Origin of the sequence: Rhizobium giardinii bv. giardinii H152, from assembly GCF_000379605.1 — a bacterium.
GTDB classification, from domain to species: Bacteria; Pseudomonadota; Alphaproteobacteria; order Rhizobiales; family Rhizobiaceae; genus Pararhizobium; species Pararhizobium giardinii.
The window spans coordinates 1-23,339 of the sequence record NZ_KB902757.1; the positions used below are offsets into that span (position 1 = coordinate 1).

General features: G+C 61.4%; 20 protein-coding genes, 1 tRNA gene and 4 pseudogenes. 12 read left to right on the plus strand and 13 right to left on the minus strand.

Translation table 11 applies throughout. The features are described from left to right. Nucleotides 1-746: 746 nt before the first annotated feature. From A3AY_RS0133085 to A3AY_RS0133095, 3 genes are all read right to left on the minus strand, one after another. Complete coding sequence (locus A3AY_RS0133085) at nt 747-1,856, minus strand: sulfite oxidase (protein ID WP_268841589.1); 1,110 nt, start codon at nt 1,854-1,856, stop codon at nt 747-749. Between the two features lie 182 nt (nt 1,857-2,038). Further along, nucleotides 2,039-2,710, minus strand: coding sequence for a DUF938 domain-containing protein (locus tag A3AY_RS0133090; RefSeq protein ID WP_018329953.1), 672 nt, complete (start codon nt 2,708-2,710; stop codon nt 2,039-2,041). Between the two features lie 159 nt (nt 2,711-2,869). Next, entirely contained in the window at nt 2,870-3,838 is a 969-nt protein-coding gene (locus A3AY_RS0133095) for a DMT family transporter (protein WP_026204088.1), read from the minus strand. Nucleotides 3,839-4,231: 393 nt separating this feature from the next. Here A3AY_RS0133095 and A3AY_RS0133100 point away from each other — a divergent pair, with 393 nt between their 5' ends. Beyond that, a complete protein-coding gene (locus A3AY_RS0133100; RefSeq protein WP_018329955.1) occupies nt 4,232-5,146 on the plus strand; it encodes a LysR family transcriptional regulator in 915 nt (304 codons plus the stop codon). On the opposite strand, the pseudogene A3AY_RS38510 reads toward A3AY_RS0133100, so the two are convergent. Together A3AY_RS38510 and A3AY_RS0133110 are read right to left on the minus strand one after the other, a co-directional pair. Then, nucleotides 5,135-5,344, minus strand: a pseudogene (locus A3AY_RS38510) (alpha/beta fold hydrolase); the annotation flags it as partial. The gene A3AY_RS0133100 and the pseudogene A3AY_RS38510 sit on opposite strands and share 12 nt — an antisense overlap. Nucleotides 5,345-5,349: 5 nt before the next feature. Then, nucleotides 5,350-5,571: a DUF2798 domain-containing protein gene (locus tag A3AY_RS0133110; protein WP_018329957.1), complete on the minus strand. Its 222-nt coding sequence runs from the start codon at nt 5,569-5,571 to the stop codon at nt 5,350-5,352. A 185-nt stretch (nt 5,572-5,756) separates the two neighbouring features. Here A3AY_RS0133110 and A3AY_RS0133115 point away from each other — a divergent pair, with 185 nt between their 5' ends. The 3 genes and pseudogenes from A3AY_RS0133115 to A3AY_RS0133125 all read left to right on the plus strand — a co-directional run bounded on the left by A3AY_RS0133115 (nt 5,757) and on the right by A3AY_RS0133125 (nt 7,884). Next, nucleotides 5,757-6,536, plus strand: coding sequence for an SDR family NAD(P)-dependent oxidoreductase (locus tag A3AY_RS0133115; RefSeq protein ID WP_018329958.1), 780 nt, complete (start codon nt 5,757-5,759; stop codon nt 6,534-6,536). Between the two features lie 129 nt (nt 6,537-6,665). Continuing rightward, nucleotides 6,666-7,564: pseudogene (locus A3AY_RS39550) on the plus strand (SDR family NAD(P)-dependent oxidoreductase). After that, a complete protein-coding gene (locus A3AY_RS0133125) occupies nt 7,477-7,884 on the plus strand; it encodes an organic hydroperoxide resistance protein (RefSeq protein WP_018329960.1) in 408 nt (135 codons plus the stop codon). Before A3AY_RS39550 ends, A3AY_RS0133125 begins: the two are co-directional and overlap by 88 nt. A 33-nt stretch (nt 7,885-7,917) precedes the next feature. Here the strand turns inward: A3AY_RS0133125 and A3AY_RS0133130 are convergent, their stop codons facing one another. From A3AY_RS0133130 to A3AY_RS0133140, 3 genes are all read right to left on the minus strand, one after another. Beyond that, the gene (locus A3AY_RS0133130) at nt 7,918-10,767 is read right to left on the minus strand and encodes an ATP-binding protein (RefSeq protein ID WP_018329961.1); all 2,850 of its coding nucleotides are present in this window, start codon (nt 10,765-10,767) and stop codon (nt 7,918-7,920) included. Nucleotides 10,768-10,862: 95 nt separating this feature from the next. After that, the gene (locus A3AY_RS0133135; protein WP_018329962.1) at nt 10,863-11,282 is read right to left on the minus strand and encodes an Ohr family peroxiredoxin; all 420 of its coding nucleotides are present in this window, start codon (nt 11,280-11,282) and stop codon (nt 10,863-10,865) included. Between the two features lie 78 nt (nt 11,283-11,360). Next, nucleotides 11,361-12,665, minus strand: coding sequence for an epoxide hydrolase family protein (locus A3AY_RS0133140; protein WP_018329963.1), 1,305 nt, complete (start codon nt 12,663-12,665; stop codon nt 11,361-11,363). A gap of 318 nt (nt 12,666-12,983) precedes the next feature. Between A3AY_RS0133140 and A3AY_RS0133145 the strand changes: the two genes are divergently transcribed. Both A3AY_RS0133145 and A3AY_RS36845 read left to right on the plus strand, forming a co-directional pair. Continuing rightward, on the plus strand, nt 12,984-13,379 hold the full coding sequence (locus tag A3AY_RS0133145) for an Ohr family peroxiredoxin (protein ID WP_018329964.1): 396 nt from the start codon (nt 12,984-12,986) through the stop codon (nt 13,377-13,379). A 101-nt stretch (nt 13,380-13,480) separates the two neighbouring features. Then, nucleotides 13,481-14,014: pseudogene (locus tag A3AY_RS36845) on the plus strand (DUF3095 family protein); the annotation flags it as partial. A 228-nt stretch (nt 14,015-14,242) separates the two neighbouring features. Here A3AY_RS36845 and A3AY_RS38515 read toward each other — a convergent pair. Next, nucleotides 14,243-14,518, minus strand: a pseudogene (locus A3AY_RS38515) (DJ-1/PfpI family protein); the annotation flags it as partial. Nucleotides 14,519-14,717: 199 nt separating this feature from the next. Between A3AY_RS38515 and A3AY_RS0133155 the strand changes: the two are divergent. Beyond that, nucleotides 14,718-14,915, plus strand: a complete 198-nt coding sequence (locus tag A3AY_RS0133155; RefSeq protein ID WP_026204090.1) for a CoA transferase — start codon at nt 14,718-14,720, stop codon at nt 14,913-14,915. Between the two features lie 53 nt (nt 14,916-14,968). Here A3AY_RS0133155 and A3AY_RS40065 read toward each other — a convergent pair whose 3' ends face one another. From A3AY_RS40065 to A3AY_RS0133170, 3 genes are all read right to left on the minus strand, one after another. Beyond that, entirely contained in the window at nt 14,969-15,514 is a 546-nt protein-coding gene (locus tag A3AY_RS40065) for a hypothetical protein (protein WP_174371938.1), read from the minus strand. A 49-nt stretch (nt 15,515-15,563) separates the two neighbouring features. Continuing rightward, the gene (locus A3AY_RS38525) at nt 15,564-15,812 is read right to left on the minus strand and encodes a DUF6538 domain-containing protein (RefSeq protein ID WP_018329967.1); all 249 of its coding nucleotides are present in this window, start codon (nt 15,810-15,812) and stop codon (nt 15,564-15,566) included. A gap of 159 nt (nt 15,813-15,971) precedes the next feature. After that, nucleotides 15,972-16,045 (minus strand) — tRNA-Gln (locus A3AY_RS0133170). A 269-nt stretch (nt 16,046-16,314) separates the two neighbouring features. Here A3AY_RS0133170 and A3AY_RS0133175 point away from each other — a divergent pair. From A3AY_RS0133175 to A3AY_RS0133185, 3 genes are read left to right on the plus strand one after another with little or no spacing between them, the layout of a single operon-like run. Further along, nucleotides 16,315-17,907, plus strand: a complete 1,593-nt coding sequence (locus A3AY_RS0133175) for a Ppx/GppA phosphatase family protein (protein WP_026204091.1) — start codon at nt 16,315-16,317, stop codon at nt 17,905-17,907. Beyond that, entirely contained in the window at nt 17,904-18,659 is a 756-nt protein-coding gene (locus A3AY_RS0133180) for an RlmE family RNA methyltransferase (RefSeq protein WP_018329969.1), read from the plus strand. Before A3AY_RS0133175 ends, A3AY_RS0133180 begins: the two co-directional genes overlap by 4 nt. Before the next feature lie 4 nt (nt 18,660-18,663). Further along, nucleotides 18,664-19,047 (plus strand): VOC family protein, encoded by a 384-nt coding sequence (locus A3AY_RS0133185; protein ID WP_018329970.1) that lies wholly within the window; start codon nt 18,664-18,666, stop codon nt 19,045-19,047. Between the two features lie 11 nt (nt 19,048-19,058). Here A3AY_RS0133185 and A3AY_RS0133190 read toward each other — a convergent pair whose 3' ends face one another. Next, entirely contained in the window at nt 19,059-20,471 is a 1,413-nt protein-coding gene (locus A3AY_RS0133190; protein WP_026204092.1) for a DHA2 family efflux MFS transporter permease subunit, read from the minus strand. 313 nt (nt 20,472-20,784) lie between these two features. Between A3AY_RS0133190 and A3AY_RS0133195 the strand changes: the two genes are divergently transcribed. After that, on the plus strand, nt 20,785-21,654 hold the full coding sequence (locus A3AY_RS0133195) for an MBL fold metallo-hydrolase (RefSeq protein ID WP_018329972.1): 870 nt from the start codon (nt 20,785-20,787) through the stop codon (nt 21,652-21,654). 187 nt (nt 21,655-21,841) lie between these two features. Further along, nucleotides 21,842-23,338 (plus strand): IMP dehydrogenase, encoded by a 1,497-nt coding sequence (guaB, locus tag A3AY_RS0133200; protein WP_018329973.1) that lies wholly within the window; start codon nt 21,842-21,844, stop codon nt 23,336-23,338. Nucleotide 23,339 lies beyond the last annotated feature (1 nt).

Below are 23,339 nucleotides of genomic sequence, written 5' to 3' on the forward strand. Positions count from 1 at the left end.
CGACGCGCAGGCCCAGAACCGCGACGTCAATCAGTCGGTATTCGCCTTCGGCGGCACGATGGTCGACGCCGACATCCTCCAGGCAGCCAATCCTTTCGGCGTCACGTACGAGGACCTCCCGATCTTCGGCCTCGGCTACCAGTACTTCCCGGCTAGGATGGGCTCCTTCAGGTTCGGACTGGAAGCGGGGNTCGCCGGAAGATTCGGCGGGCATCCGAATGCGGAATTCTGGGGCGGCGGCGTCGCTCGCTACGACGGTTTCGAGATTGGTGATACCGTCCGTATCTCACCAGCCTTTACGTTTGGCATCAGCCATGTCACGCATACCCAGGAGGGACGGGAGCGCAAGAACGAGCTGGAGCATAACGGGGACGCTAGAACGCTGTTCTATCTCGGCCCCGAGTTGAACCTTTCCTTCAACGCCATGCCCGACGTCGATTTCTTCTGGCGGATACACCACCGGTCCGGAGCCTGGGGGACGCTCGGCGACATGCACGGCGGCTCCAGTGCAAATGTCTTCGGAGTGCGGTTCAATTTCTGAACAACCTTCTTCATCTCCAATACGACGACGTTCGCGGCGGTCCGTGTCCCACAGGGGCAAGACCTCGCCGGATGGGCAGCAGCGCTGTGTTGATGACGGAATGGTCATCGAGCCACCGGCCGCCGTTGCTGCAAAGCGGCTATGACGCAGTGACAACGCGGGTCGCAGTTACGCCAAAAGCCGCCATTCCGCCCCATGCGGGTGATTAGATCACGAATTCCTCCTCGTACGTCTGTGGCTCGGGAACGACCGTAACCTCCACCGGAACGATCCAATTGGCCGCGTAGCTCTCGCAGTCGGAACGCTGGAGGTCGGGCTGCACGCACCCCGCCCCATCGATCGCGCGACATCGCAGTATATATCGCCCCACTTCTTCAGGGGTCCACATGTACTCCCACAAGCGCCATGCAAAGGGACGTTCTGTTTCGAGGAGCCTTCCCTCGCGCCAGCCCCTGCCATCTCCGGTGCAGACCTGCACCTGCCGGATAGCAGCCTCTCCGCTCCAGGCGGCTCCGAAAATCCGGTACGGTTGGCCGGCGATGAGACGCGCCCCCTGTACGGGACGCGCGATCTGCGCTTTGACCTCCATCTCCGCAAGAGGGACCAGCCTGGGTTCCCCGAGGCTGCGCTCCCAACGGAAATAGTCGCGCGCCTGCCAGTAGCCAAGGAACGGTTGTTCCACAACCGTGATATGCGTGATCCACTTGACCCAAGCCATGCCGAACCAGCCACCCACGACCGCGCGTAGCGGGTAGCCGTGATCGCGCGTCAACGGCTCCTCGTTCATCGAATAGGCAAGGATCGTGCTGTCAGCGATGGCCTTCTCAAGCGGTAAGCTGCGCGCAAAAGCGATGGGGCCGGGAGAAGCCGTTTTCTTGTTCGTGTCGACGACGCCGCTGTCGGCGCCTGCGAGCAGAACCTCACTTGCGGTTCGCTTAACGCCCGCCATTTCCAAAATCTCGCGCAGAAGAACACCTGTCCACGCGGCATTGCCGACGGCTCCGTTCTGCCACTGCAACCCCTCCTTCGGCGGCACATAGTAGACGCGCCCGTTCCCTGCACACTCGACGACGGCGGTGAAAGTCGTGCTCGGCATCGCCTTGATGCTGTCGAGGTCAAGTTCGATCGGCCGCTCCACCGCCCCGCCAACGCGCAATCTCCAGTCTCGCGCATCGAGGTCCGGCGACGGGAAATGGTTTCGCACGAAGAAGAGCTCGGTTGGGATCAGCCAATCGGAGAGCGACGCAAACGGAAACTCGGTGTTCTGTGGGGATTTCTGTCGAACTATTAGACTGGGTTGCTCTGGTGTCGGCATAGTCCTCGTCTCCCCTTCCGAGAGCACAACGTTGGCACTCGGTCGCGCGAACTCCGGTTCGATCACACCGCCCCTCGCAGTGCGTCTGTCGCGCTCCGCCTTCGGCCGCATTCTAGCAGATACCGCACGTTGCTCGGAACGACCTCGATTAGGCCCACGTCTCTTTCGCGCCCGCTTGTCGTTCAGGCACTACCGCTGGAGAAGACCAGCAACATATTGTTGGTAGGCATCTCGATCGTCTCGCGGAGATTAAGTCCAGCGGCCTCACCCACTTGTTCAAGATCAGCGATATCACGCACACCCCAGGATGGGTTGCGCTCCTTTAGAGCCGCGTCGAAAGCAGCGTTCGAGGGGGCGTTGTGTGCCCCGTCGCGCATGAATGGGCCGTAGAGAAGAAGAAGCCCACCAGCGTGAAGCAAACGGCCAGCTCCTGCGAACAATCCTAAGCTTGCCGCCCATGGCGCGATATGGATCATGTTGATCGACACGATGGCGTCAAAATGCCCCGTTTGTTCGACGCCCCAGTGGCCTGAGCACACATCAATATCCCGCGGTGCCAGCACATTCTTCAGCCCTGCGAATTTGATCCAGCTAGACGTGCTGGTGCGGGCGTCGGCATCCGGATCGCTCGGCTGCCAGGTGAGGTTGGGCATTGCTCCCGCAAAACACACGGCGTGCTCGCCGGTCCCGCATCCAATCTCCAGCACGGCGCCACGTGTTGGAAGGACACGTTTTAGGACCGCGAGGATCGGCGCCGAATTTCGCGCAACGGAAGGTGAGAACATACGCTGGTCGGCGCTTACGTCGCGCTGTTCCAGCGCAACAGGCGAACGGTCCTTCTTCTCTGGGGGCATTGGCCTTGAATCCCCTTTGGGCGATGTCTCCCACCTTATAGCTGAAATGATGGGACTGAAACCATGGATTTCGGACTTACGAAGGGGGTCGCCGGCGCGTGGGTTCGGCCGTGATTGCATCTCCGACTCAGTGTCTGTCATTGGTCCGGCCACAGCACGTCACTCGTGCGCAAGCGCTGCCCTTCCTGATGCGAATTGGCGATCATAGAAAATCCGCACTGACAGGACGACGCCAGCGATCAGGACAACCACTCCAGCGACTTCGATCGTGGTTGGCCAACGGGCATGGACGATAAGGCCTCCGATAACACCGAAGGCGGTTTCCGAGACGATCAATTGCGCGGCCAATGCGACGGGCAGGCTCCGTGATGCAATGTTCCAGGCCCAGACGCCGCCCACGGTTGCCAGCAGCGCGAACGATGCGCCCCAAAGATAGAGATTGCCGGCGGCGCTCCAGCCCAATCCCAATATCGGAAGCTGGAAGAGATCCATCGCGGCACCGACAGGATAGAAGGCCAGCATCAAGACGCCACCGCCTACCAATATCAGCGCCGACCACACGCCCGAGGGCATTTCCGGTCGGGTGGCGAGGGCGGCTTGACTGGCAAGCGCGAACCAGCACCAAAGCCCCACGGCAGCGAGCGCCAGCGGCACGCCGATCCACAATGATCGAACCGAGTTCAGTCCCTCGGTGGTGAATGCCGCGCCATTGACGAGAGCAAGGCCGACCATCACCAGCGCCAACGGCATCATGAGCGACCTCCATGGCAATGATCCCTGGCGCTGGTTCCCAATGACCATCAAGACGATCGGCACAAGACCGAGAAAAGCCGGAGCGATGACCGGGCCGGCAAAGACCGCCGCTCCCGTCACCGTCAGGAAATAGCCGACATATCCGATGAAAGCGAGCCAGATTGCCTGCAAGCAGTTCCGAAGCGTGAGATGGAGCATGATGCCCTTCTGCGAAAGCAGAATGTAAAGCCCGACCAGCGCTGAGACGACATGACGGATGAGGGCAAAATCAAAGTTGGAATAATCGCCGATGATGAAGGGCACGACGAAGTTGAGCGAGAAGGCGAAGGCCGCGAAGAGGGCGGCCGACACACCAACAACGAAGAGTCTGTCCATGATATTCACCCTTTGGAAGTCGCGCCACTGAACCGGTGATTTTCCGTGACGCCGACGGTGTCGGTTGATCGAATGGACGAAAATTACCGGCCGGGAGACCGGGCCGGTACCCAGTGAAAATGAGAGCCTCCCTCTCGATGCTCGCTTTTCGGCTCTTGAAGCGGCTCCGGATCGACGAGGCTGAGTTGAGTGACGAAGAGGCTCCCATGATGAGGCGAAGCCCGCGATCGTTGCCTCCATTTTCGGACGTCAGGAGACCGGCATGAGTGGGCGATGTCTCGACGCGGCAACGCGCATAATTGGAATACGGTTCAAGCTGGCGGTTACGCTGCCTGTTCAGCCGGGCCAATTTCTCATATCTTCATCATCGAGCGTTCTCATCGTCGGGGTGTTATGGATCGGCTTGATGCAATGCGGGTTCTGCTTGCGGTGGTTGACGCCGGGAGTTTGTCGGCGGGCAGTCGGAAACTGAACGCGCCACTGCCGAGCGTCAGCCGCAAGGTCGCCGATCTGGAGCGATACCTCGGCGCGAATCTCATTATCCGAACAAGCCGCAACCTGCAGCTCACCGATGCCGGGCGCGACTATGTCGACGCGGCACGCAAGATCATCGCCGATCTTGAAGAGGTCGAACGCAGAGCGTCGGGTGAGTATCAGACGCCGCGGGGGCTGCTGACCATCACGATGCCGATCGAGTTTGGTCATCGCTACGTTCTGCCGATCGCACTCGACTTCATGAACAAGCATCCTGAGGTGACATTGAACGTTCTGTCACTCGACCGCTCTGTTCATCTGGTCAACGAGCAGGTCGATGTCGCCATCCGGCTGGGTGAGCTGGCCGACAGCTCGCTTTACGCCGTCAAGGCCGGTGAATTCCGTCTGTTGACCTGCGCAAGCCCGGCCTATCTGGAACGACATGGTGTTCCTCAACATCCAATCGAGCTCGCCAACCACGACGGGATCATGTACCACAACCGGTCGTTCTTCTGGAGTTTCGAGATCGATGGCAAGTCCATCGAGGCGATGCCCCGGACCCGGATCGAGGTCAACACGGCGGCCAACTGCGTTGCCGCCGCGCGAAACGGAGCCGGGATCGCCCGCCTCTTCGACTACCAGGTTCCGGAGGAAGTATCCTCGGGCGCGCTTGTGCAGATCCTGAAGGACTACGGCAGCGAACCCAGGCCGATCCACATCGTCTACTCGCGTCAGGGCCTGCTTGCCCTCAAGGTGCGTGCCTTCATCGATTGGGTTCTCCCCCGGCTTCGCGCCGCTTGCAGCAACTATGGTGATGCGCCGTCACCGGAATGAAGCCCGCACTTCTTCGACCGTCCGCTCCAAATCCTGGAGATGCGGGTAGTGATCGATATCGGGAAGAACCGAGAGATTGGCCCCGATCCGCTCGGCAAGTTCCCTTCCCATTTCCTGCTTGATGTAGAGATCCTTCTCGCCCCAGACCACCTTCACCGGGGTCTTGAGCTTATCAAGGTTGGCCTCGAAATAGTGTCGGCGCGTCAGCGGACGACGCGGTCGACTTGCGCCTGAACACGCGGGCCGATCAGCAGGATGGCAGGAATGACGATCAGATAGGCAATGCTCCACGAGCTGAGCCATGTCAGGACGAACCCTTTCGAGAAGCCCAGATTGATCGCAAGTAGCGTGAAGGAGATGAGCCCTGTCGTGACGATGCCCATCGACAAGGCGAAGGCGATCTTGCGTTTCAAATGCGTATCCATATTGATCTCCTCGATCGATAGGGGATCAAGACCGTCTCAGCGGCTACGATCCCGGGTTAGCGCTTCAAAAGATCGCGCAACGCTGCCACACGCGGTAGCGAGGGAACCTGAGAGGCAGCCTCTTGAATTCGGCAAGTTCCCAACGCCGCGGAAACCGCTAGACCGATCGCGAAAGGACGAAGGTCATGTCGCGAACACGCCCCAAGGCTCTCATCGCCGATGCATCCTGCGCGATTGGGTTGGTCTATGCCGATCGCCTGGCGCGCCGTGGGTACGATCTCGTGCTGCTCGCGCGTCATTCCGAGCGGCCGAGCGCGCTCGCACAAGTGCTTCGATGCGAAACCGATGCGACGATCGAAATCCTGGACGTCGACTTGACGATGGATCGTGATCGGAAGGTTGCGGCAAGGTTCGCGGAACTCGACCTCCTTATCAACAATCTCGAGCTGCCGGCGGGCGGGCCGCTGGTTCTTGGCAGTACGCCAGGTCTCGATCGGCTGATTGACACCAACATCAAACTCTATGCCTGGCTCGCGGCGACTGCAGCCGGAAGCATGGCGAAGCGGCGCAACGGCGCGGTCGTGAATGTTGCGTCGGCGGTCGGTCTGGCCCCCGAGTTCGCCACAGGCGTCTATGGTGCCACCAAGGCCTTCGCCATCGCCTTGACCCGAACGCTACATGCCGAATTGGCTTGCGACAACGTCTATGTCCAACAGGTTATTGCGGCCGCTACACGGACGGACGTCTGGCCATTCGACAATTGTCCGCCCGAACCTCTACCCGGCGTGATGACCCCGCAGGACCTCGTCGATGCCGCGATGGTCGGGTTCGATCTTCGCGAGCCCGTCACTATCCCTTCTCTCTCTGCGGCCGATGGCTGGACGCAATATGAGAACGCTCGCAACGCGTTGATTTTCGATCTCGTCAACAGCGATCCCGCTTCTCGTTACCTGAAGCGGAGCTGATCGAAAACGAGAGGCTGGCTCTCGTTTCTACTCGCTACCGGGCAACTCTCCCCAGGCTCATATTCCCGTCATCGCAGCCCACAACAGCAGTTCTCCGGGCGGCGCCCACCAAACCCGAAAGGAAATGCCATGCCTGAGACATTGGGAACGGCCGTCATTACCGGGGCCTCGAGCGGCATCGGAGCTCTCTATGCCGATCGCCTTGCCCGCCAGGGCTATGACCTGGTGCTCGTCGCGCGAAATGCCGAGCGGCTGGACCGGATCGCTCGTTCGATCCGCGAGCAGACAGGCCGCACCATCGAGACCGTCACCGCCGACCTGACATCGGCCGATGACGTGAACCGCGTCGCCAGTCTGATCGCCGACAATGCCGGGATCACCATGCTGATCAACAACGCTGGCGTGGGAGCGACCGCACCACTGCTGCAGTCCGACGTCAAAGCGATGAGCGCGATGATCGCCCTCATGTCGAGGCGCTGACGCGGCTCACCTACCCGGCCGTCCCCGGCTTCGTCGAACGCACCCGGGGAACGATCGTCAACATCGCATCGATCGTGGCGATCACGCCCGAAAGACTGAACGGCGTCTACGGCGGGTCCAAGGCCTTCGTCCTCGCCTTCAGCCAGAGCCTCCGGCAGGAGCTTGAAGGCCGCAATGTCCACGTGCAGGTCGTCCTTCCCGGAGCGACCGCCACCGACTTCTGGGATGCCGCCGGACTGCCGGTCGCGCACCTGCCCCAAGAGATCGTCATGCCGGCCGACGCACTGGTCGATGCAGCGCTCCTCGGGCTTTCCCGCAAAGAGTTCGTCACCATTCCCAGCCTGCACGACATCGCCCAGTGGGATGCCTACGAAGCCGCCCGGCAGGCCATGGCCGGAAACCTGTCTACCAACCAACCACCCGCTATCTCGCCGGCTGAACTTCACGAAGGAGTACCTACATGTCGAAGGTCATCTACACCGGCACCACCAACACGACGGGCGGCCGCGACGGCGCGTCGCGCAGTTCCGACGGTCGTCTCGATGTGAAATTGTCCCCGCCCGGTTCCTCAGGCCCGGGCACCAATCCCGAGCAGCTCTTCGCCGCCGGCTGGTCCGCCTGCTTCCTCAGCGCGATCGGAAGAGCGGCCGCCGAGCGCCAGCTTCGCGTGCCCGCCGACGCAGCGATCAATACCGAGATCGACCTGGTCTCGAACGACGACGGCTATGTCCTGCAGGCGAGACTGAACGCGAGCCTGCCGGGTATCGAGGCTGACCTCGCCAAGACCCTGGTCGAGCGTGCCCACCAGCTCTGCCCGTATTCCAAGGCAACGCGCGGCAACATCGCAGTCGAGCTCAACGTGGTCTGAGCCGCGTCCGCGCTCGCGAGCGTCAGCAGAAGGTCAGTACAGTTTTTCCAACAGTCGTGCGGCGGCCATCACGTCCGCAGTGTCCAAGCCTTCGCCAAATCGTTCGAACACTGGCTGTAACAGTGCCCGCGCATCGCGCACCCGTCCGTCGCCGACCCAAAACGCAGCGAGATCGGTCGCAGTTCGTAGCTCCCATGCGCGTGCGCCCGTGTTCCGGCTCTGCTCAAGCGACCGCGTGAAGCATGCCTCGGCATCAATGGCCAGAGAACCCGGCATCGACAAAAGCAGGTTCGCTCTGATGCGCAATAGCTCCGGCAGGTAGCAAAGGTCGCCGTTCTTCCCGACGAGCTCGATGGTTCGGTTGATTCTGTTCAGGCCTTCGTCAAATTCGCCGATTGCCACCAATCCCTTGACCAGCGATATCTCGAGCATGGTCGTGAACACCTCGTAGGTCGCCGAGTGAAGCTTCTCGATGCATCGACGCAACGGCTCGATCCCGGCCTTCACGTCTCCACGGCGGATGGCTACTTCGCCTTGGAAACCTTGAGCTACGGACACGTATGGTGATAGGAAATGAAGCCCTGCGCGCGAGATCAACCATTCGATATGCTCCTCGGCACTCGGCAGATCATCCCGCCACAGGAAGACAGCAATTCCGCCCAGAAGTGCGATGCACAGGGTCAGGGAATGATCCAACTTGGCTGCATCGCTGATCGCCTGGCGCGCCCGGTAGTCAGCTTGCGCCGGATAGCCTTGCAGCCACAGATTCCGGGCCAGAATCCCCCCGGCGAGATGTCTCCCTTCGAAGCCAACATAGCTGGCAGGGGTTCTCTGCGACCGCGGTTCGCTTCTCGCTGCCGCCTCGAGTTCGATCCGCGCATTAATCAGATCACCCGTGAAATGCAGCGAATTACCGAGAAAAAAGCGACCCAGTTCAACCGTGGCAGGATCGTCCACCATCATAGCGATTGCAGAGCAACGACGCGCGTAGCGAAGGGCAGCGTTGAAATCGCCGATGCGCAGGCTCAACATGCTCAACGGGCCCAAGATACGAAATTGGTCGAGCGCATTGCCCCGCTCTTCAGCGATTTGCAGGCTGCGAACGAGGGCGGCCTGCGAGGTTTCGCGGCCGCCTTGAAGATACATTCGGGAAATTCCAAGACCCGCTTGCAGGTGCATCTCCTCGATGCTTCCTTTCGACGCGTCATCCAGCGCGAGGAGCGCGCGTTCCGACCATCGCTGGCACTCGGGAAAGAGCGACATGACCTGGAAAACGGACGCCGCGGCAGCAGCAAGCCTAATGCCGACATCAATGTCGCCGTGTTCTCCGAAGCACCACTCAAGTGCCGCGCGAACATTGTTGATGCTCACGAAGTACGGCAACCGCTCAAGCCCTGTCGACAACGTCGGCCAATCCGGGCCGAATTGCTCGAGCCAACGTCGATAATAGGTCGCGTGACGCGCCGCCAGTCCGGCGCGCTCCGCTTCAGTCTGAGATTGGAGCGCATAGGCCCGTGTCGTGTCCAACAGGCGGTAGCGCATCATCGCGCCCAGGGGATGGGTTGCGAGCAACGATTTGGCGACAAGATTGTCGATCGCTTCGAAGACGGACGGCGGATGCATCTCGGAGGTGGAAATCACTTCCAGTGCGGCATCAAGTGTGAAGTCGCCGACGAAGACTGCCAATCGCCGAAGCACGAGGCGCTCCACTTCTGTAAGGAGCCCGAAGCTCCAGTCGAGCGTTGCCTGAAGCGTTTTCTGTCGCGGCGGTGCTGTCCGCGATCCTGTCCATCCCAATGTCAAATGCCGATCGAGAAGCGTGGCAGTCTGGGTGAGCCCATAGCTCTCGACGCGGCGGGCGGCGAGTTCCAGAGCGAGCGCCATGCCGTCGAGTTTCCGGCAGATCCCCGCAACGACGCGAACTTCCTGGTCGCTGAGATTAAGAGATGCCCCGCTCGCCGCAGCGCGTTCGATGAACAGCCGCGTTGCCGGAAAGGAAAGAACTGTCTCGATGGAAAGTTCCGGATCATCCGGCGGGCAAGCGAGGGTGTCGAGCCTGTAAACGCTTTCAGCTTCGATCCTCAGCGCTTCCCGGCTCGTCGCGAGGAGAAACACCTGCGGCGCGGCGTCGACAATCGTTGCCACGAGATCCGCGATGGCATCTATCAGGTGCTCACAGGTATCGAGGATCAGCAGGATTTGCTTGTCGCGCAGGTAGGCGATCAGGCTAGGCCGGACATCGTCGGATCCAACTGGCAGACCGAGCATCGAGGCTATACCGGCCGCGACCAGACCCGGATCGCTCAACATGCCATAGTCGGCAAACAGGACCGCCCCGTTGAAGGTGGGGGCGAGGTGATGCGCAACCGCGGTGGCGACGGTGGTCTTTCCGACGCCGCCGACGCCGACGATAGTAACCATCCGCGACGTCATCAATTTCTCGGCCAGACGCTGAACGTCCTGCTCTCGTCCGACCATGCGGTCAAGTCGGCCCGGCAGCAGGGCGTGTGGGAAATCAGGGGCGGCGGAACCTTGTCGCAAGCGGCCGGATCGCGAGATTGGCGCTACGAAACAATAGCCTCTTCCGGCGATAGTCGTGATGTAGCGCGCGCCGTCCTGCCCATCGCCAAGCGCCTTCCTCAGCCCCGTCATGTGAAAACGCAGGCTGCCTTCGTCTACAATGACATCAGGCCAGACGCGGGAAATAAGGTCCTTCTTGGCAACGACCATATTGGGCGCAAGAGTCAGAGCAATCAGCAAGTCGAGGGCACGCGCACCCAGATCGATCCGAGCGCCATCCTTCGTAAGGAGTCGTTGGCCGACACTCAAGCGGAACGGACCGAAGGATAGCTCGTCCGCCGTAGTGTCGCCGACATTGCTCATGGCTTTTGCCCCAGGCGCTGCAATTGGCTCCTTATACTCCAATGGCCTCGGTGCCGCCATTGTGGACTATTGGCTGTTCCCAACCGTCCGTTCGTTCACACGATCGTAATAATAACCTCGACATTGCCCTGTGTGGCCTTCGAAAAGGGACAGATCCGCCGTGCCTCTTCGATCAACCTCGAAGCGACGTCGCGTCCCACACCGGGAAGTTGGATGATAAGCCGAACGCCGATGACAAATACATCGTCGTCTGACGAAAGATACACTTCTGTATGGATCCTGACGTTGGCGGATAGAGGCACTCCAGTCTGGCGAGCGACCTGCGCCACAGAGCTTGCGAAGCTTGTCGACCATCCCGCTGCCATGAGCTGTTCGGGATTAGTCCCAATGCGGGTCGAACCGGGATCCGAGAGCCTGATGTCGAGAACACCATCCGTGCTGCGGACGACGCCGTTGTCGCGTCCACCGGTGGTTTCGGTGGTGGCCGTGTGTATGAGATGCATGGTCTTGTTCATGGAATTGTCTCTAGAGCGTCGAGCGCCCGTTGGAGAAAACGGCGCGTGCAGTGCACGCGCCGAGGCTTCAGCCTATGTTCAGCCGGATTTGCGAAGGCTGCGGAAGCCAGCGCGCACCTCCTCGGTGAAAAGCTTCGGCTGCTCCCACGCTGCGAAGTGTCCACCCTTGGGAAGCCTGTTGTAGTGCACGAGATTTGGGTACGCCTTTTCGGCCCAGGCACGCGGTGTCTGGTAGAGTTCGTCCGGGAAGACGCTGACCGCGACAGGCACTCTGACGCCCTTCGGAGCGAAGAATGCCAGCTTGTTTTCCCAGTAAAGGCGCGCGGCCGATACGCCGGTGTTTGTCAGCCAGAACAACGTCACGTTGTCGAGTACATCGTCAGGGCTGAGGCCTTCATCCTGGCCGTCGAACGATCGGGCGATCATTTCCAGGCTCGCCCCGTCGTGATCGAGCATGTAGGTCGCAAGAGCGATCGGAGAGTCCGTCAACCCGGTGAGGGTCTGCGGACGGGTTCCCATCAGAGATGCGTAGGAGACATGCTTGTAGAAGAAGACGAGCTGATCGTATGAGTGTTTTTCTTCATCCGAGAGATTTGCCGGGGCCGGCGCCCCGGCGAAGGCTGCGTTATTGATGGCGTCGGGAATCGCGCCCGGCATGTTGGTATGGATGCCGAGCAGTTCCGGGGGAGCCTGCACGCCGATCATGTCGGTCACGACCGCACCCCAATCGCCTCCTTGCGCGACAAACTGGGTGTAGCCCAGGCGTCGCATCAGGGTTGTCCAGGCGGTTGCGATGCGTTCCGGTCCCCATCCCGTTGCCCCGGGCTTTCCGGAGAAGCCGTAGCCCGGCATCGACGGGATGACGATATGGAATGCATCCGAGGCGCTGCCGCCATGGGCTGTCGGGTCGGTGAGCGGGCCGATGATCTTCAACTGCTCGATGATCGAACCGGGCCATCCGTGCGTCACGATCAGGGGCAGGGCATTTTCGTGCCTGGAGCGGACGTGGATGAAATGGATGTCCAGCCCGTCGATCTCGGTGATGAAATTCGGCACGGCGTTGATCCGAGCCTCGACCTTGCGCCAGTCATATTTGTTCTGCCAGTGATCCAGCAACTGCCTGGTCGTCTTCAGCGGTACCCCTTGGGTAAAGTCGCCAACGGTCTCTTTTTCGGGCAACCGCGTACGGGCGAGGCGGTTGCGAAGGTCATCGAGATCCGCTTCGGGAATGTTCACCTGAAACGGGCGGATGGCGCCGGATGCCGTCGCCGCCCTGGCATACGAAGGAAGCAAGCTGGCGATCCCCAGGGCTGCGATCCCGGATTTAGCGGCACCCAACAAGCGGCGGCCCTCGTCAATAACGTCAGTCTTGATTGCGGTCATGATCATTCTCCTCGGTAAAATCGGGTTGATCGTCTGCACCCCTGTGCTGCTTCAAGGGGTGCGCCGAGGACGTCGAATGCACACGTTAGGCGTTGTTAGATGATGATAGTGGCCCGATGCTCATCGGGGGAAACGTCGCCAGTCGCCTGGAAAACATGGTGTGAGCAGCCTTGAATGCTCGCAGCCGAAATTTTTCAAGGACCGCGTTAATGACGTCTAACAACACCTAACGTGCCGTTCCTGTCACGGTGGCGTATCTCTTGGATCAGCACAGGGTGCAGACGCTCAATCATCAAAACCTAGGACAGGAAATTCGCTATGACCCACAAGGTTCTCTTTACTGGCAAGACGCACAACACCAACGGCCGCGACGGTGGAGCCCGCAGCAGCGACGGCTTTCTCGACGTCAAGATGAAGCAGCCGCACCCGGCTGCCGAAAACCTCTTCGGTGCCGCCTGGTCGGCCTGCTACATGGGTGCCATCGAAGTTGCCGCCTCCCAGAAGCAGATCAAGCTCCCGGCCGGGATAGCGGTCGATGCTGAGATCGATCTGAACGTCGATGACGGCAATTACTTCCTGAGCGCCCGTTTCAATGTCAGCGTGCCCGGCGTCGATCCTGGGATCGCTCGCGAACTGCTCGACGCCGCGCACAGCATTTGCCCGTACTCTAAGGCAACGCACGGCAACGTCACCGTTGTGACCAACCTCGTCTGAACGTGATCTCTCGGGTCTGCCCGTACCGGGCGGGCAGGCCCGGCAAATATTTTGGCGCTATCGATCACCGAAGGCGGCGCGAGAAAACTGGAGGCAATCCAATGTTGAAGCTCGACACACAACGTCCCGCATATCATGACTTCGCCGACATGCTTGACACCGATATCTATGAACAGTTGCCGGATGACTGGCTCGTCGGAATAACAGATGTCATCGATTCAACCTCGGCGATCGCTTCGGGTCGGTACAAGGATGTCAATTATGCGGGTGCGTCCGCTATCGCCGCGCTGGGAAATGCATGGAGCAGTTTCGACTTTCCATTCGTCTTCCGCGGCGATGGTGCTGCGTTCGCCGTCCATCCTGACCGACTGACATCCGCGACAAATGTTCTCCAGCAAACAGCGGCATACGCCCGAGACACTCTTCAACTTGGTTTGCGTACGGGGCTGGTCTCGGCGAAGGAAATACGGGCAAGCGGAAGCGATGTGAAGACGGCACAGTTTGCCGCGTCCGGCGCTGCCGTCTACGCAATGTTCGCCGGAGGGGGACTGAACTGGGCTGATCGGCAGATAAAAGAGGGAAAGTTTGGAATCTTGCCCAGCCCAGCACGCACGCCGCCAGACCTTACGGGACTGGGCGCCATCCCAACATCGGCTTCGAACAGCCGCGCCATGGTACGCAGGGTCCCGGCATCCTGCCCAGCCGCTACGCGGGGAGCGTGCAAAAACATGGCGGCCGCGTCGAACCGCGCCGCTGCCCCAAACCGAGCGCGCGATGTCTTGCAGGACCGGCTCCATTGCGCCTGCCGCGCTGCCGCACGTCATCCAGCGACCATCGATCGCATAGGGGGCATGGATGGTCCGAACTTCAGGAAAAGCCTGGGTAAACTCGGCCAGCAACTGCCAGTGGAGCGTTGCCTGCCGCCCATCCAGATATCCCGCCGCGGCCAGGAGCCATGCCCCGGTGTCCGCCGCGATGACAATGTCGGCCTTACGCGTCAGACGTAACGCTCGACGCGTTTCGGTAGCGGTCGCGTCGGTACGGAAGCGGTCGCCGCCAAGCAGTATCAGGACATCGCAAGGGGACGCCTTCGACACGGAGCAGCCGGGCGCTAGCGACAGGCCGCTCGATGATTGCACGACCGTGCTCGTCCCGCACTACCCTTAATGGCTCGATGAGACAGGCGAGGATCATGTTGGAGAACGCATCGAACAGCAGAACGTTGACACGCATGCCAGCACGCGACTTTGGCAGATTTTGTTTCATTATTGGCAGTATCCGTGATCCCGCCGATTTCGGCCGTGGGTAATCTGGAAAAAATCACTTCGGAGTTTTTCCATGACCGACCGCCCTCTGTCTCATATTCGCGTACTTGATTTCGGCCACTATCTCGCCGGTCCTATGGTCGGTATGATGCTGGCCGATCTGGGGGCCGAGGTGATCCGTATCGGCCCGCCCGGCGGTCCACGCTGGGACGACCCGGCCTTTACCATGCTATCGCGGGGAAAGCGCGCTAACGCTGGATCTGAAGACTGATCAAGGCCGTAAAATCTGCGACGGTTACGACCCTCTGGCTTGCGCCTTGAGTTTCAGCCGCTGCCGTTTTGGCGTTCGGCGCCACGCGCGGTGAGAGGTCGAGGTAGGCGATTTTCTCTGGCTGCGGGATACCCGGTTGCAGTCGGTGCCGGCTTGCTCTCCTTGGCCAGCATCAACGAGGAAGCGGCAACAGGTTCGACCTCGACGGGCTTCCCCTCGACCACGAACTTGTTCGATCTGCCGCCACCTGTGAATTCGCTGAGGCTCCGATCGACGAGGTCGTGGCGGTCGTCGATGTCAAGCAGGGCTGCGGCACGGCCTTCGAACATTTTCGACATCGCCCGTTCGCGATTGACGGCGGTGTCGGCAATATCAAACTGGTAGATCAACCGCCGGATGCCGTCCTCGAAGCCGGCGCTGCGTGCAATCGTGAGCTCGGCGAGATAATTTGCCCGGATCACGTCGACATGCGAGGCAGGCACGCCGTTCTTGAGCAGGTAGGTGAGCCCGGGGCAGTCTCCATCCAGGTTGAGATCCGAGCGGGCTCCGAACTTCGCCAGGAGCTGACAGGCCCAGCCAGCCTCGAGGTCGAGTTCCATCTCGACGACGTCACCACCCCGGCCATTGCGCTTGGCCATCGTGCTGATGTCATCGAGCCTCTCGAGCTCTTGGCTGCTTCTTGGTGGTCATCACGTCCTTCGAATTCATCTTCAGTTCGGCCAGCCGTGTATTGAGCTTCCGGCCGATGATCTGCGCCTTTCTATGGTCCGAACAATGAAGGCTGAGTGAAAGACGGCTGCCCGGACGGCAGTGAACGAATGCGGCGGGGATGCGCGGCCGCCAGTAGAAGATGTTCCCGCGGCGGATCAGATTCTCGACCTCGTGGCGCACGGCCATGACGAATACCCTGTCTTTTCCCTCAAGGTTCGTCCATCGCGCTTGATCGGCGTGGGCATCACCTTGGGACACCAGTTCTGGGCATCAGGTCGCAAATGATGCCAAAACGATATCCGGCACGACTGGAAAATCAAGGAATTAAGGGCTTTTAGGAAGATTTGGCTGGGGAACCTGGATTCGAACCAGGACTAACGGAGTCAGAGTCCGTGGGTCTACCGTTAACCTATTCCCCAACGCTGCGTGAGCGAGCGTGCCGCCCAGCCGGTGAAGCGGGCTTATAAACAAAAGATCGGCGGATGCAATAGATTTTGGGAAAAAATGTAACTTTGCCCACGCAAATTCCGCAGGCGTGCCATCCATGCGATGATGCCGGAATTCAGGCATCCGGACGCTGCACAAAAAGAATTTGGCGAAAGCGGGCAGCGCTGGTAAAGTCCGGCCAACGAAAATCAAGAGAGCGCCTCGAGCGGCGATTGTTCCGCGCGGCGCAATGGACAGACACGTGAGAGACCCCGACAGCGGCGAAAAGCCGTCCGTTTCCGGGGCGTCGGCAGCAGGCCGCAACGAGGGGCAACCGTCCCGTTCCGGCAAAGGCAAGCGCAGACGGGGAAAACCGTCGCGCATGGCCTCTGCGAATGCCAGTTCCTCCGGCAATGCCGGAGCAACAGGGCGTCCCGAAGTGAAAGATGCGACCGGGGAACCGGTCCGCAAACGCAAGCGCAGGCGCCGCGCCAAATCGGGGCAGGGCCAACAGGTGGCCACTGCAATTCATGCCGATGCTTCCACAACGAAGCCGGCGGCTATTCCCGGTGCCGAGCAGCACTCCAGCCGCAAGCGCAACAAGAAACACCGGCAGCGCCGCAGCCTGCAGGGGAGGCCGCTTGCGACTGCAGACAAGCGGCCGGGCGCAGAAGCATCCACTCGGGCGCCGCAACCGAACCCTGCGCCGATTGTGCGGGCGGAGGAGCGGCCGGCATTTTCCCAGATTGCGCGCGAGGACCGCCGCGGGAGCGGCCAGGGCGCGCCCCTGGGTTTTGATTCGGCCTCGCCGCTCTATGCGGCGCTTGATCTTGGTACCAACAATTGCCGCCTGTTGATCGCGCAGCCGACGCGACCGGGCCAGTTCCGCGTCGTCGATGCCTTTTCGCGCATCGTGCGACTCGGCGAGGGGCTCGGCGCCTCCGGCCGCCTGTCGCAGGATGCCATGGACCGCTCGATCGAGGCGCTGAAGGTCTGCGCCGCCAAGCTGAAGACGCGCGACATCCGCAAGACCCGGTTGATCGCCACCGAGGCGACCCGCGCTGCCGAAAACGGCGAGGCTTTTCTTGAGCGGGTGCTTGCCGAAACCGGCCTGGAACTCGAGATCATCACCCGTGAGACCGAGGCGCGGCTTGCCGTGTCCGGCTGCTCGTCGCTGGTCGGGCGCGAGACGAAATCCGTGGTGCTGTTCGATATCGGTGGCGGCTCCTCGGAGATCGCCGTCATCAAGATCGGCGAGAATCGCTCCAGCCGCCTTGCCAATCACATCACCCACTGGACATCGCTGCCGGTCGGCGTGGTAACGCTGTCCGAACGCCATGGCGGCCAGCATGTCACGCCGGAGAGTTTCGAGGCGATGGTCGTTGAAGTTCAGGGCATGCTCGACAAATTCGACTGCCCGGAAATCCACACGCTCGACAATCCCGGCGACGAGAACGGCTTCCACCTGATCGGCACATCCGGCACGGTAACGACGCTCGCCGGCGTCCATCTCGACCTGCCGCGGTATGACCGCCGTAAAGTCGATGGGTTGTGGCTGTCGGATGACGAGGTTTCGGCCATGCAGGCACGGCTTCTCTCCTGGGATTTCACAGCGCGTGCCGCCAACCCCTGCATCGGCCCGGATCGCGCCGACCTGGTGCTGGCCGGTTGTGCCATCCTCGAAGCCATTCGCCGCCGCTGGCCGTCGGAACGGATGCGCGTTGCTGACAGGGGCCTGCGCGAAGGCTTGCTCACCGACATGATGGCCGATGACGGCGTCTGGCGGCGCGGCCGCGCCCGCCGGCCTGCGCGCGGCCCCGCTCCGTACGCTTCCCATGAAGGAAAGACCCAATGACAAAACCCCCGATCGGCGGAAACCGCACCGGGCGCAAGCTTGGCCAGAAGGTCAAGAAGGGCAAGCTGAAGGCGTCGTCGCGGCGTTGGATCGAGCGGCATATCAACGATCCCTACGTCCAGCGTGCCCAACTCGAAGGCTATCGCGCCCGCGCCGCGTTCAAGCTGCTCGAAATCGACGAGAAGCACAAGATTCTCTCCGGTGCGCGGCGCATCATCGATCTCGGCGCCGCTCCCGGGAGCTGGTCTCAGATCGCCGCCAACGTGACGCGGTCGACCGACGCGGAGCCGAAGGTCGTCGCCATTGATTTTCTGGCGATGGATCCGCTGCCGGGCGTCCATATCTTCCAGCTCGATTTTCTCGACCCGACGGCGCCGGACAAGATCATGGAGGCCCTCGGCGGCGCGCCGGACCTCGTTCTCTCCGACATGGCGGCTCCGACGACGGGCCACCGCCAGACCGACCATATCCGCACCATGCATCTCTGCGAGGTCGCAGCCTATTTTGCCATCGACGTTCTGGCGCCGGGCGGCCATTTCCTGGCGAAGACCTTCCAGGGCGGAACCGAGCGCGAGCTTCTCAATCTCCTCAAGCAGAATTTCAAGCAGGTGATCCATGTGAAGCCTGCCTCATCGCGGGCGGAATCGGTCGAAATGTTCCTGCTTGCCAAGGGTTTCAAGGGACGCCAGGCGGATGGCGGGGCGAGCCGTGAAGACGTCTCGGAAGATCTCGACGAAGCGCCGGCGGAGTAATGCCATGCTTCTTTACGTGACCATCGGCTCCAACAATCTTGAGCGTGCACAGGTTTTCTACGATGCGGCCTTGGCTCCGCTCGGGCTGAAACGCCGCAAGCAGGACGATGTCGAGATCGGCTATGGCGCCGAAAACGATAGCCGCTGCCGGCTGTGGGTCGTCACGCCCCATGACCGGAATGCCGCAACGATCGGCAATGGTTCGATGGTGGCGCTCGACGCTCAGAGCCGGGCGGATGTCGACGCATTCTATAAGGCGGCACTGGCTCATGGCGGCACCGATGAGGGCGCGCCAGGCCTCAGACCTTTCCATGAGAATTTCTACGCGGCCTATGTCCGCGATCCCGATGGCAACAAGCTCTCGGCGGTCTGTGAACGACCGGAATAGGCATTCCCCCGCTATTTGACGGCAATCGTTTCCGTTTCCGGCTCCTGGTGCCTCCGGTGGCCGGAAACCGAGGCGCCGGCCGTCTTCGACATGCCGATCAGCGGGATGACTGCCGAAAGCGTAATGGCCGAGATCAGCATGAAGGCGATCTGGAAATCCCTCAGTTCCAGCGTCGATTCCGTGAGCGTCGTCTCGATTTCGAGGATCGCGCCGGCGACGGCAACGCCCAAGGCAAGGCTCATCTGCTGCAAGACCGCGCTCATCGCGGTCGCCTTGCTGGCATCGGAATCTGGAATGTCGGCGAAGGAAAGCGCGTTGACGCTGGTGAAGAAGAACGAGCGGGCAAAGCCGCCCATGAGCAGGATGAACGCCATCACCAGATAGGGCGTTGCCGGGGTAAAGAGGCCGTTGGTGAAGGTCAGCACCGTGCCGGTGACGCAGGCGACGATCAGCGTTGTCCGGAAGCCGGCGAAGATCAGCACGCGCTTGGCAAAAAATTTCGTCGTCAGCGCCCCGATGGCGCCGACGAAGGTGATCATGCCGGATTGGAACGGTGTCAGGCCGAAGCCGACCTGCAGCATCAGCGGCATGAGGAAAGGCACCGCGCCGACCGAGATGCGAAACAGTGTCCCGCCGATCGCCGCGGCGCGGAAGGCGCTGTCCTTGAATAGGTTGAGGTCGAGCAGCGGCGCCGGGTGCCGCCGCGCATGGCGGACATAGAGAAAGCCGCAAGCAAGGCCGATGACGGCGGCCGCGGCACCGATCTGCGGCGGCAGCGCCGGCAGGCTCATCACCGACAGGCCGAACATTGTGCCGGAGGCGGCTATCGCACTCAGAAAGAAGCCCTTGATGTCGATCGGCGGCGGTGCGGCGCTGTTGATTTCCGGCAGGTAGATGCCCGACAGGATGTAGCCGGCGACGCCGACCGGCACGTTGATGAGAAAGATCCAGTGCCAGGAAAAATAGGTGGTGATGAAACCGCCGAGCGGCGGTCCCGCCAATGGGCCGACCAGGGCCGGGATCGTCAGCAGCGCCATGGCGCCGACCAGTTCGCTGCGCCGCGTGCTGCGAACCAGGACGAGGCGCGCGACCGGCGTCATCATCGCCCCGCCCATGCCCTGCAGGAAGCGTGCGAGAACGAAGGCAAGGAGGCTGCCGGCGAAGGCACAGAAGATCGAACCGAGGATGAAGACGAGGATGGCCGCGCGAAACACCCGCTTTGCGCCGAACCGGTCGGCCATCCAGCCGCTCAAGGGAATGAAGATCGCCAGCGACACCATGTAGGAGGTCAGCGCCAGCTTCAGCGTGATCGGTCCGACGCCGAGGTCATGGGCGATCGCGGGCAGCGAGGTCGCAATGACGGTGGAGTCCATCTGCTCCATGAACAGAGCGACGGCGAGGATCATCGGAACGATGCGATTCATGCAAACGGCCTTGGATGGGTACGGCTGAGCGATCGGAACATAGTCTCTTTCGCGCGAAAATCCCGTTACCGCGCTCAACTTGCGATCACATCCGTGTGAGGCCGCCCACTTCCTCTGTCAAGACCCTAGATGTTGCCTTGCCGAATGGAGGCTGCGGCGCTCCAATTCCGGTAACGGAGGGAGACCATTCATGACCACATCGATTTCCTTGAGCCGCCGCACACTGTTTGGCGCGGCAGCAGCAGGTGCATTGGCAATGCCTTTTGTTTGAAACAGGGCCGCCTTTGCGCAGAGCGAACCGAAAGCAGACGGAATGACATCACTGGCAGGCAGGACCGATACCTTCAGGATCGGTACCTTCAACGTCACGGTCATCAGCGACGGAATCCGCGTCGGTGAGAAACCGGCAGAAACCTTCGGCACCGACCAGGCGCCGGAAACGGTTGGCGAGTTGCTGAAGGCGAATTTTCTGCCAACCGACAAGTTCGTCAACGGCTTTTCGCCGACCCTGGTCGATACCGGGTCGGACGTCGTCCTGTTCGACACCGGTCTCGGCGAGGGCGGGCGGCAGGCCGGTGCGGGACGTTTGCTCGAAGGCTTGAAGGCGGCCGGCTATACGCCGGACCAGGTCAGCGTCGTCGTCATCACCCATATGCATGGTGACCATATCGGCGGGCTGATGGAGGGCGGCGCACCGGCCTTCAAAAGTGCCCGCTATGTCGCCGGCCAGGCGGAGTTCGATTTCTGGAAGGACGAGGCCCGTGTCGGAACCCCGGCCGAGAACGGGCACAAGGGCGTCTTGAAAAATGTCGTGCCGCTCGCGGAAAAGACGGCGTTCATTGGTGACGGCGCGGACGTGGTTCCGGGCATCACCGCCATGGCTGCCTTCGGCCATTCGCCGGGTCATATGATCTTCAGGATCGAGTCGGAAGGCAAGGGACTGGTGCTCACCGCCGACACCGCCAATCATTTCGTGCTGTCGCTGCAGCGGCCGGACTGGGAAGTGAAGTTCGACATGGATAAGGCGCAGGCCGCCGCGACGCGCAAAAAGGTCTTCGACATGATTGCCACCGACCGGTTGCCCTTCGTCGGTTACCACATGCCGTTCCCCTCGGTCGGTTTCATCGAAAGGATCGACCAGGGCTATCGCTTCGTGCCGGAGACCTATCAGTTCGAAATCTGATCCGCCTGCGATCATGCATTGCACCAAAATCTTGGCAGGCCCGGCGTTTTCGCCGGGCCTTTGCACTTTCCATCCCGTCATATCCGTGTTACGAGCCCTCGCCAACTTCCAAGAAACTCTTGCAAGTCTTTCCGGACCGTTTCCCAAGACCGTCCGCGGAGCGTTTCATCTATTGAAGGGATTGGCCATGGCTCGCATCATTGAAACGGCAACCGGTCTGGAGGCTCTGACCTTCGACGACGTGCTCCTTCAACCGGGACATTCCGAGGTCATGCCGGGGCAGACGAACATCGCCACTCGCATCGCCCAGGACATCGACCTCAACCTTCCGATCCTGTCCTCCGCCATGGATACCGTCACCGAAGGCCGTCTGGCCATCGCCATGGCGCAGGCGGGCGGCATCGGCGTCATCCACCGCAATCTGACGCCGGTCGAGCAGGCCGAACAGGTTCGCCAGGTCAAGAAGTTCGAAAGCGGGATGGTCGTCAATCCGGTGACCATCGGCCCCGATGCCACGCTTGCCGATGCGCTCGCCCTGATGAAGATGTACTCGATCTCCGGCATCCCGGTCGTTGAGAATGCAAGCGGCGGCAAGCCCGGTCGTCTCGTTGGCATCCTCACCAACCGCGACGTCCGCTTCGCGTCGGATCCGACGCAGAAGATCTATGAACTGATGACCCGGGAAAACCTCATCACGGTCAAGGAAAACGTCGACCAGCAGGAAGCCAAGCGCCTTCTGCATACGCATCGCATCGAAAAGCTGCTCGTCGTCGACGGCGGCGGGCGTTGCGTCGGCCTGATCACGGTCAAGGACATCGAGAAGTCGCAACTCAATCCGAATGCTTCCAAGGATGCGCAGGGGCGCCTGCGTGCCGCAGCCGCCATCAGCGTCGGAGACGATGGTATCGAACGGGCCGAGCGGCTGATCGAAGCCGGTGTCGACCTGATCGTTGTCGACACGGCGCATGGCCATTCCCAGCGTGTCCTCGATGCGGTGACCAAGGTCAAGACGATGTCGAACTCGGTGCGCATCATGGCCGGCAACGTCGCCACCGCCGATGGTACCAGGGCGCTCATCGATGCCGGCGCTGACGCGGTCAAAGTCGGTATCGGCCCTGGCTCGATCTGCACCACCCGCATCGTCGCCGGTGTCGGGGTACCGCAACTCGCGGCCATCATGGCAGCGGTCGAAGCTGCGCAGGCGTCGGGTATTCCGGTCATTGCCGATGGCGGTATCAAGTTCTCCGGCGATCTGGCCAAGGCCATCGCCGCCGGCGCATCCGCCTGCATGATCGGCTCGCTGCTCGCCGGTACCGACGAAAGCCCGGGTGAGGTGTTCCTCTATCAGGGCCGTTCGTTCAAGGCCTATCGCGGCATGGGGTCGGTCGGCGCCATGGCGCGCGGCTCGGCGGACCGTTATTTCCAGGCGGAAGTGCGCGACACGCTGAAGCTCGTGCCGGAAGGCATCGAAGGCCAGGTGCCCTACAAGGGCCCGGTCTCCGGCGTGCTGCACCAGCTGGCCGGCGGCCTCAAGGCCTCGATGGGCTATGTCGGCGGTAAGACCATCAAGGACTTCCAGGAGCGCGCCACCTTCGTGCGCATCTCCGGCGCCGGCCTGCGCGAAAGCCATGCCCATGATGTGACGATCACGCGCGAAAGCCCGAACTATCCGGGCGCGGCTTGAG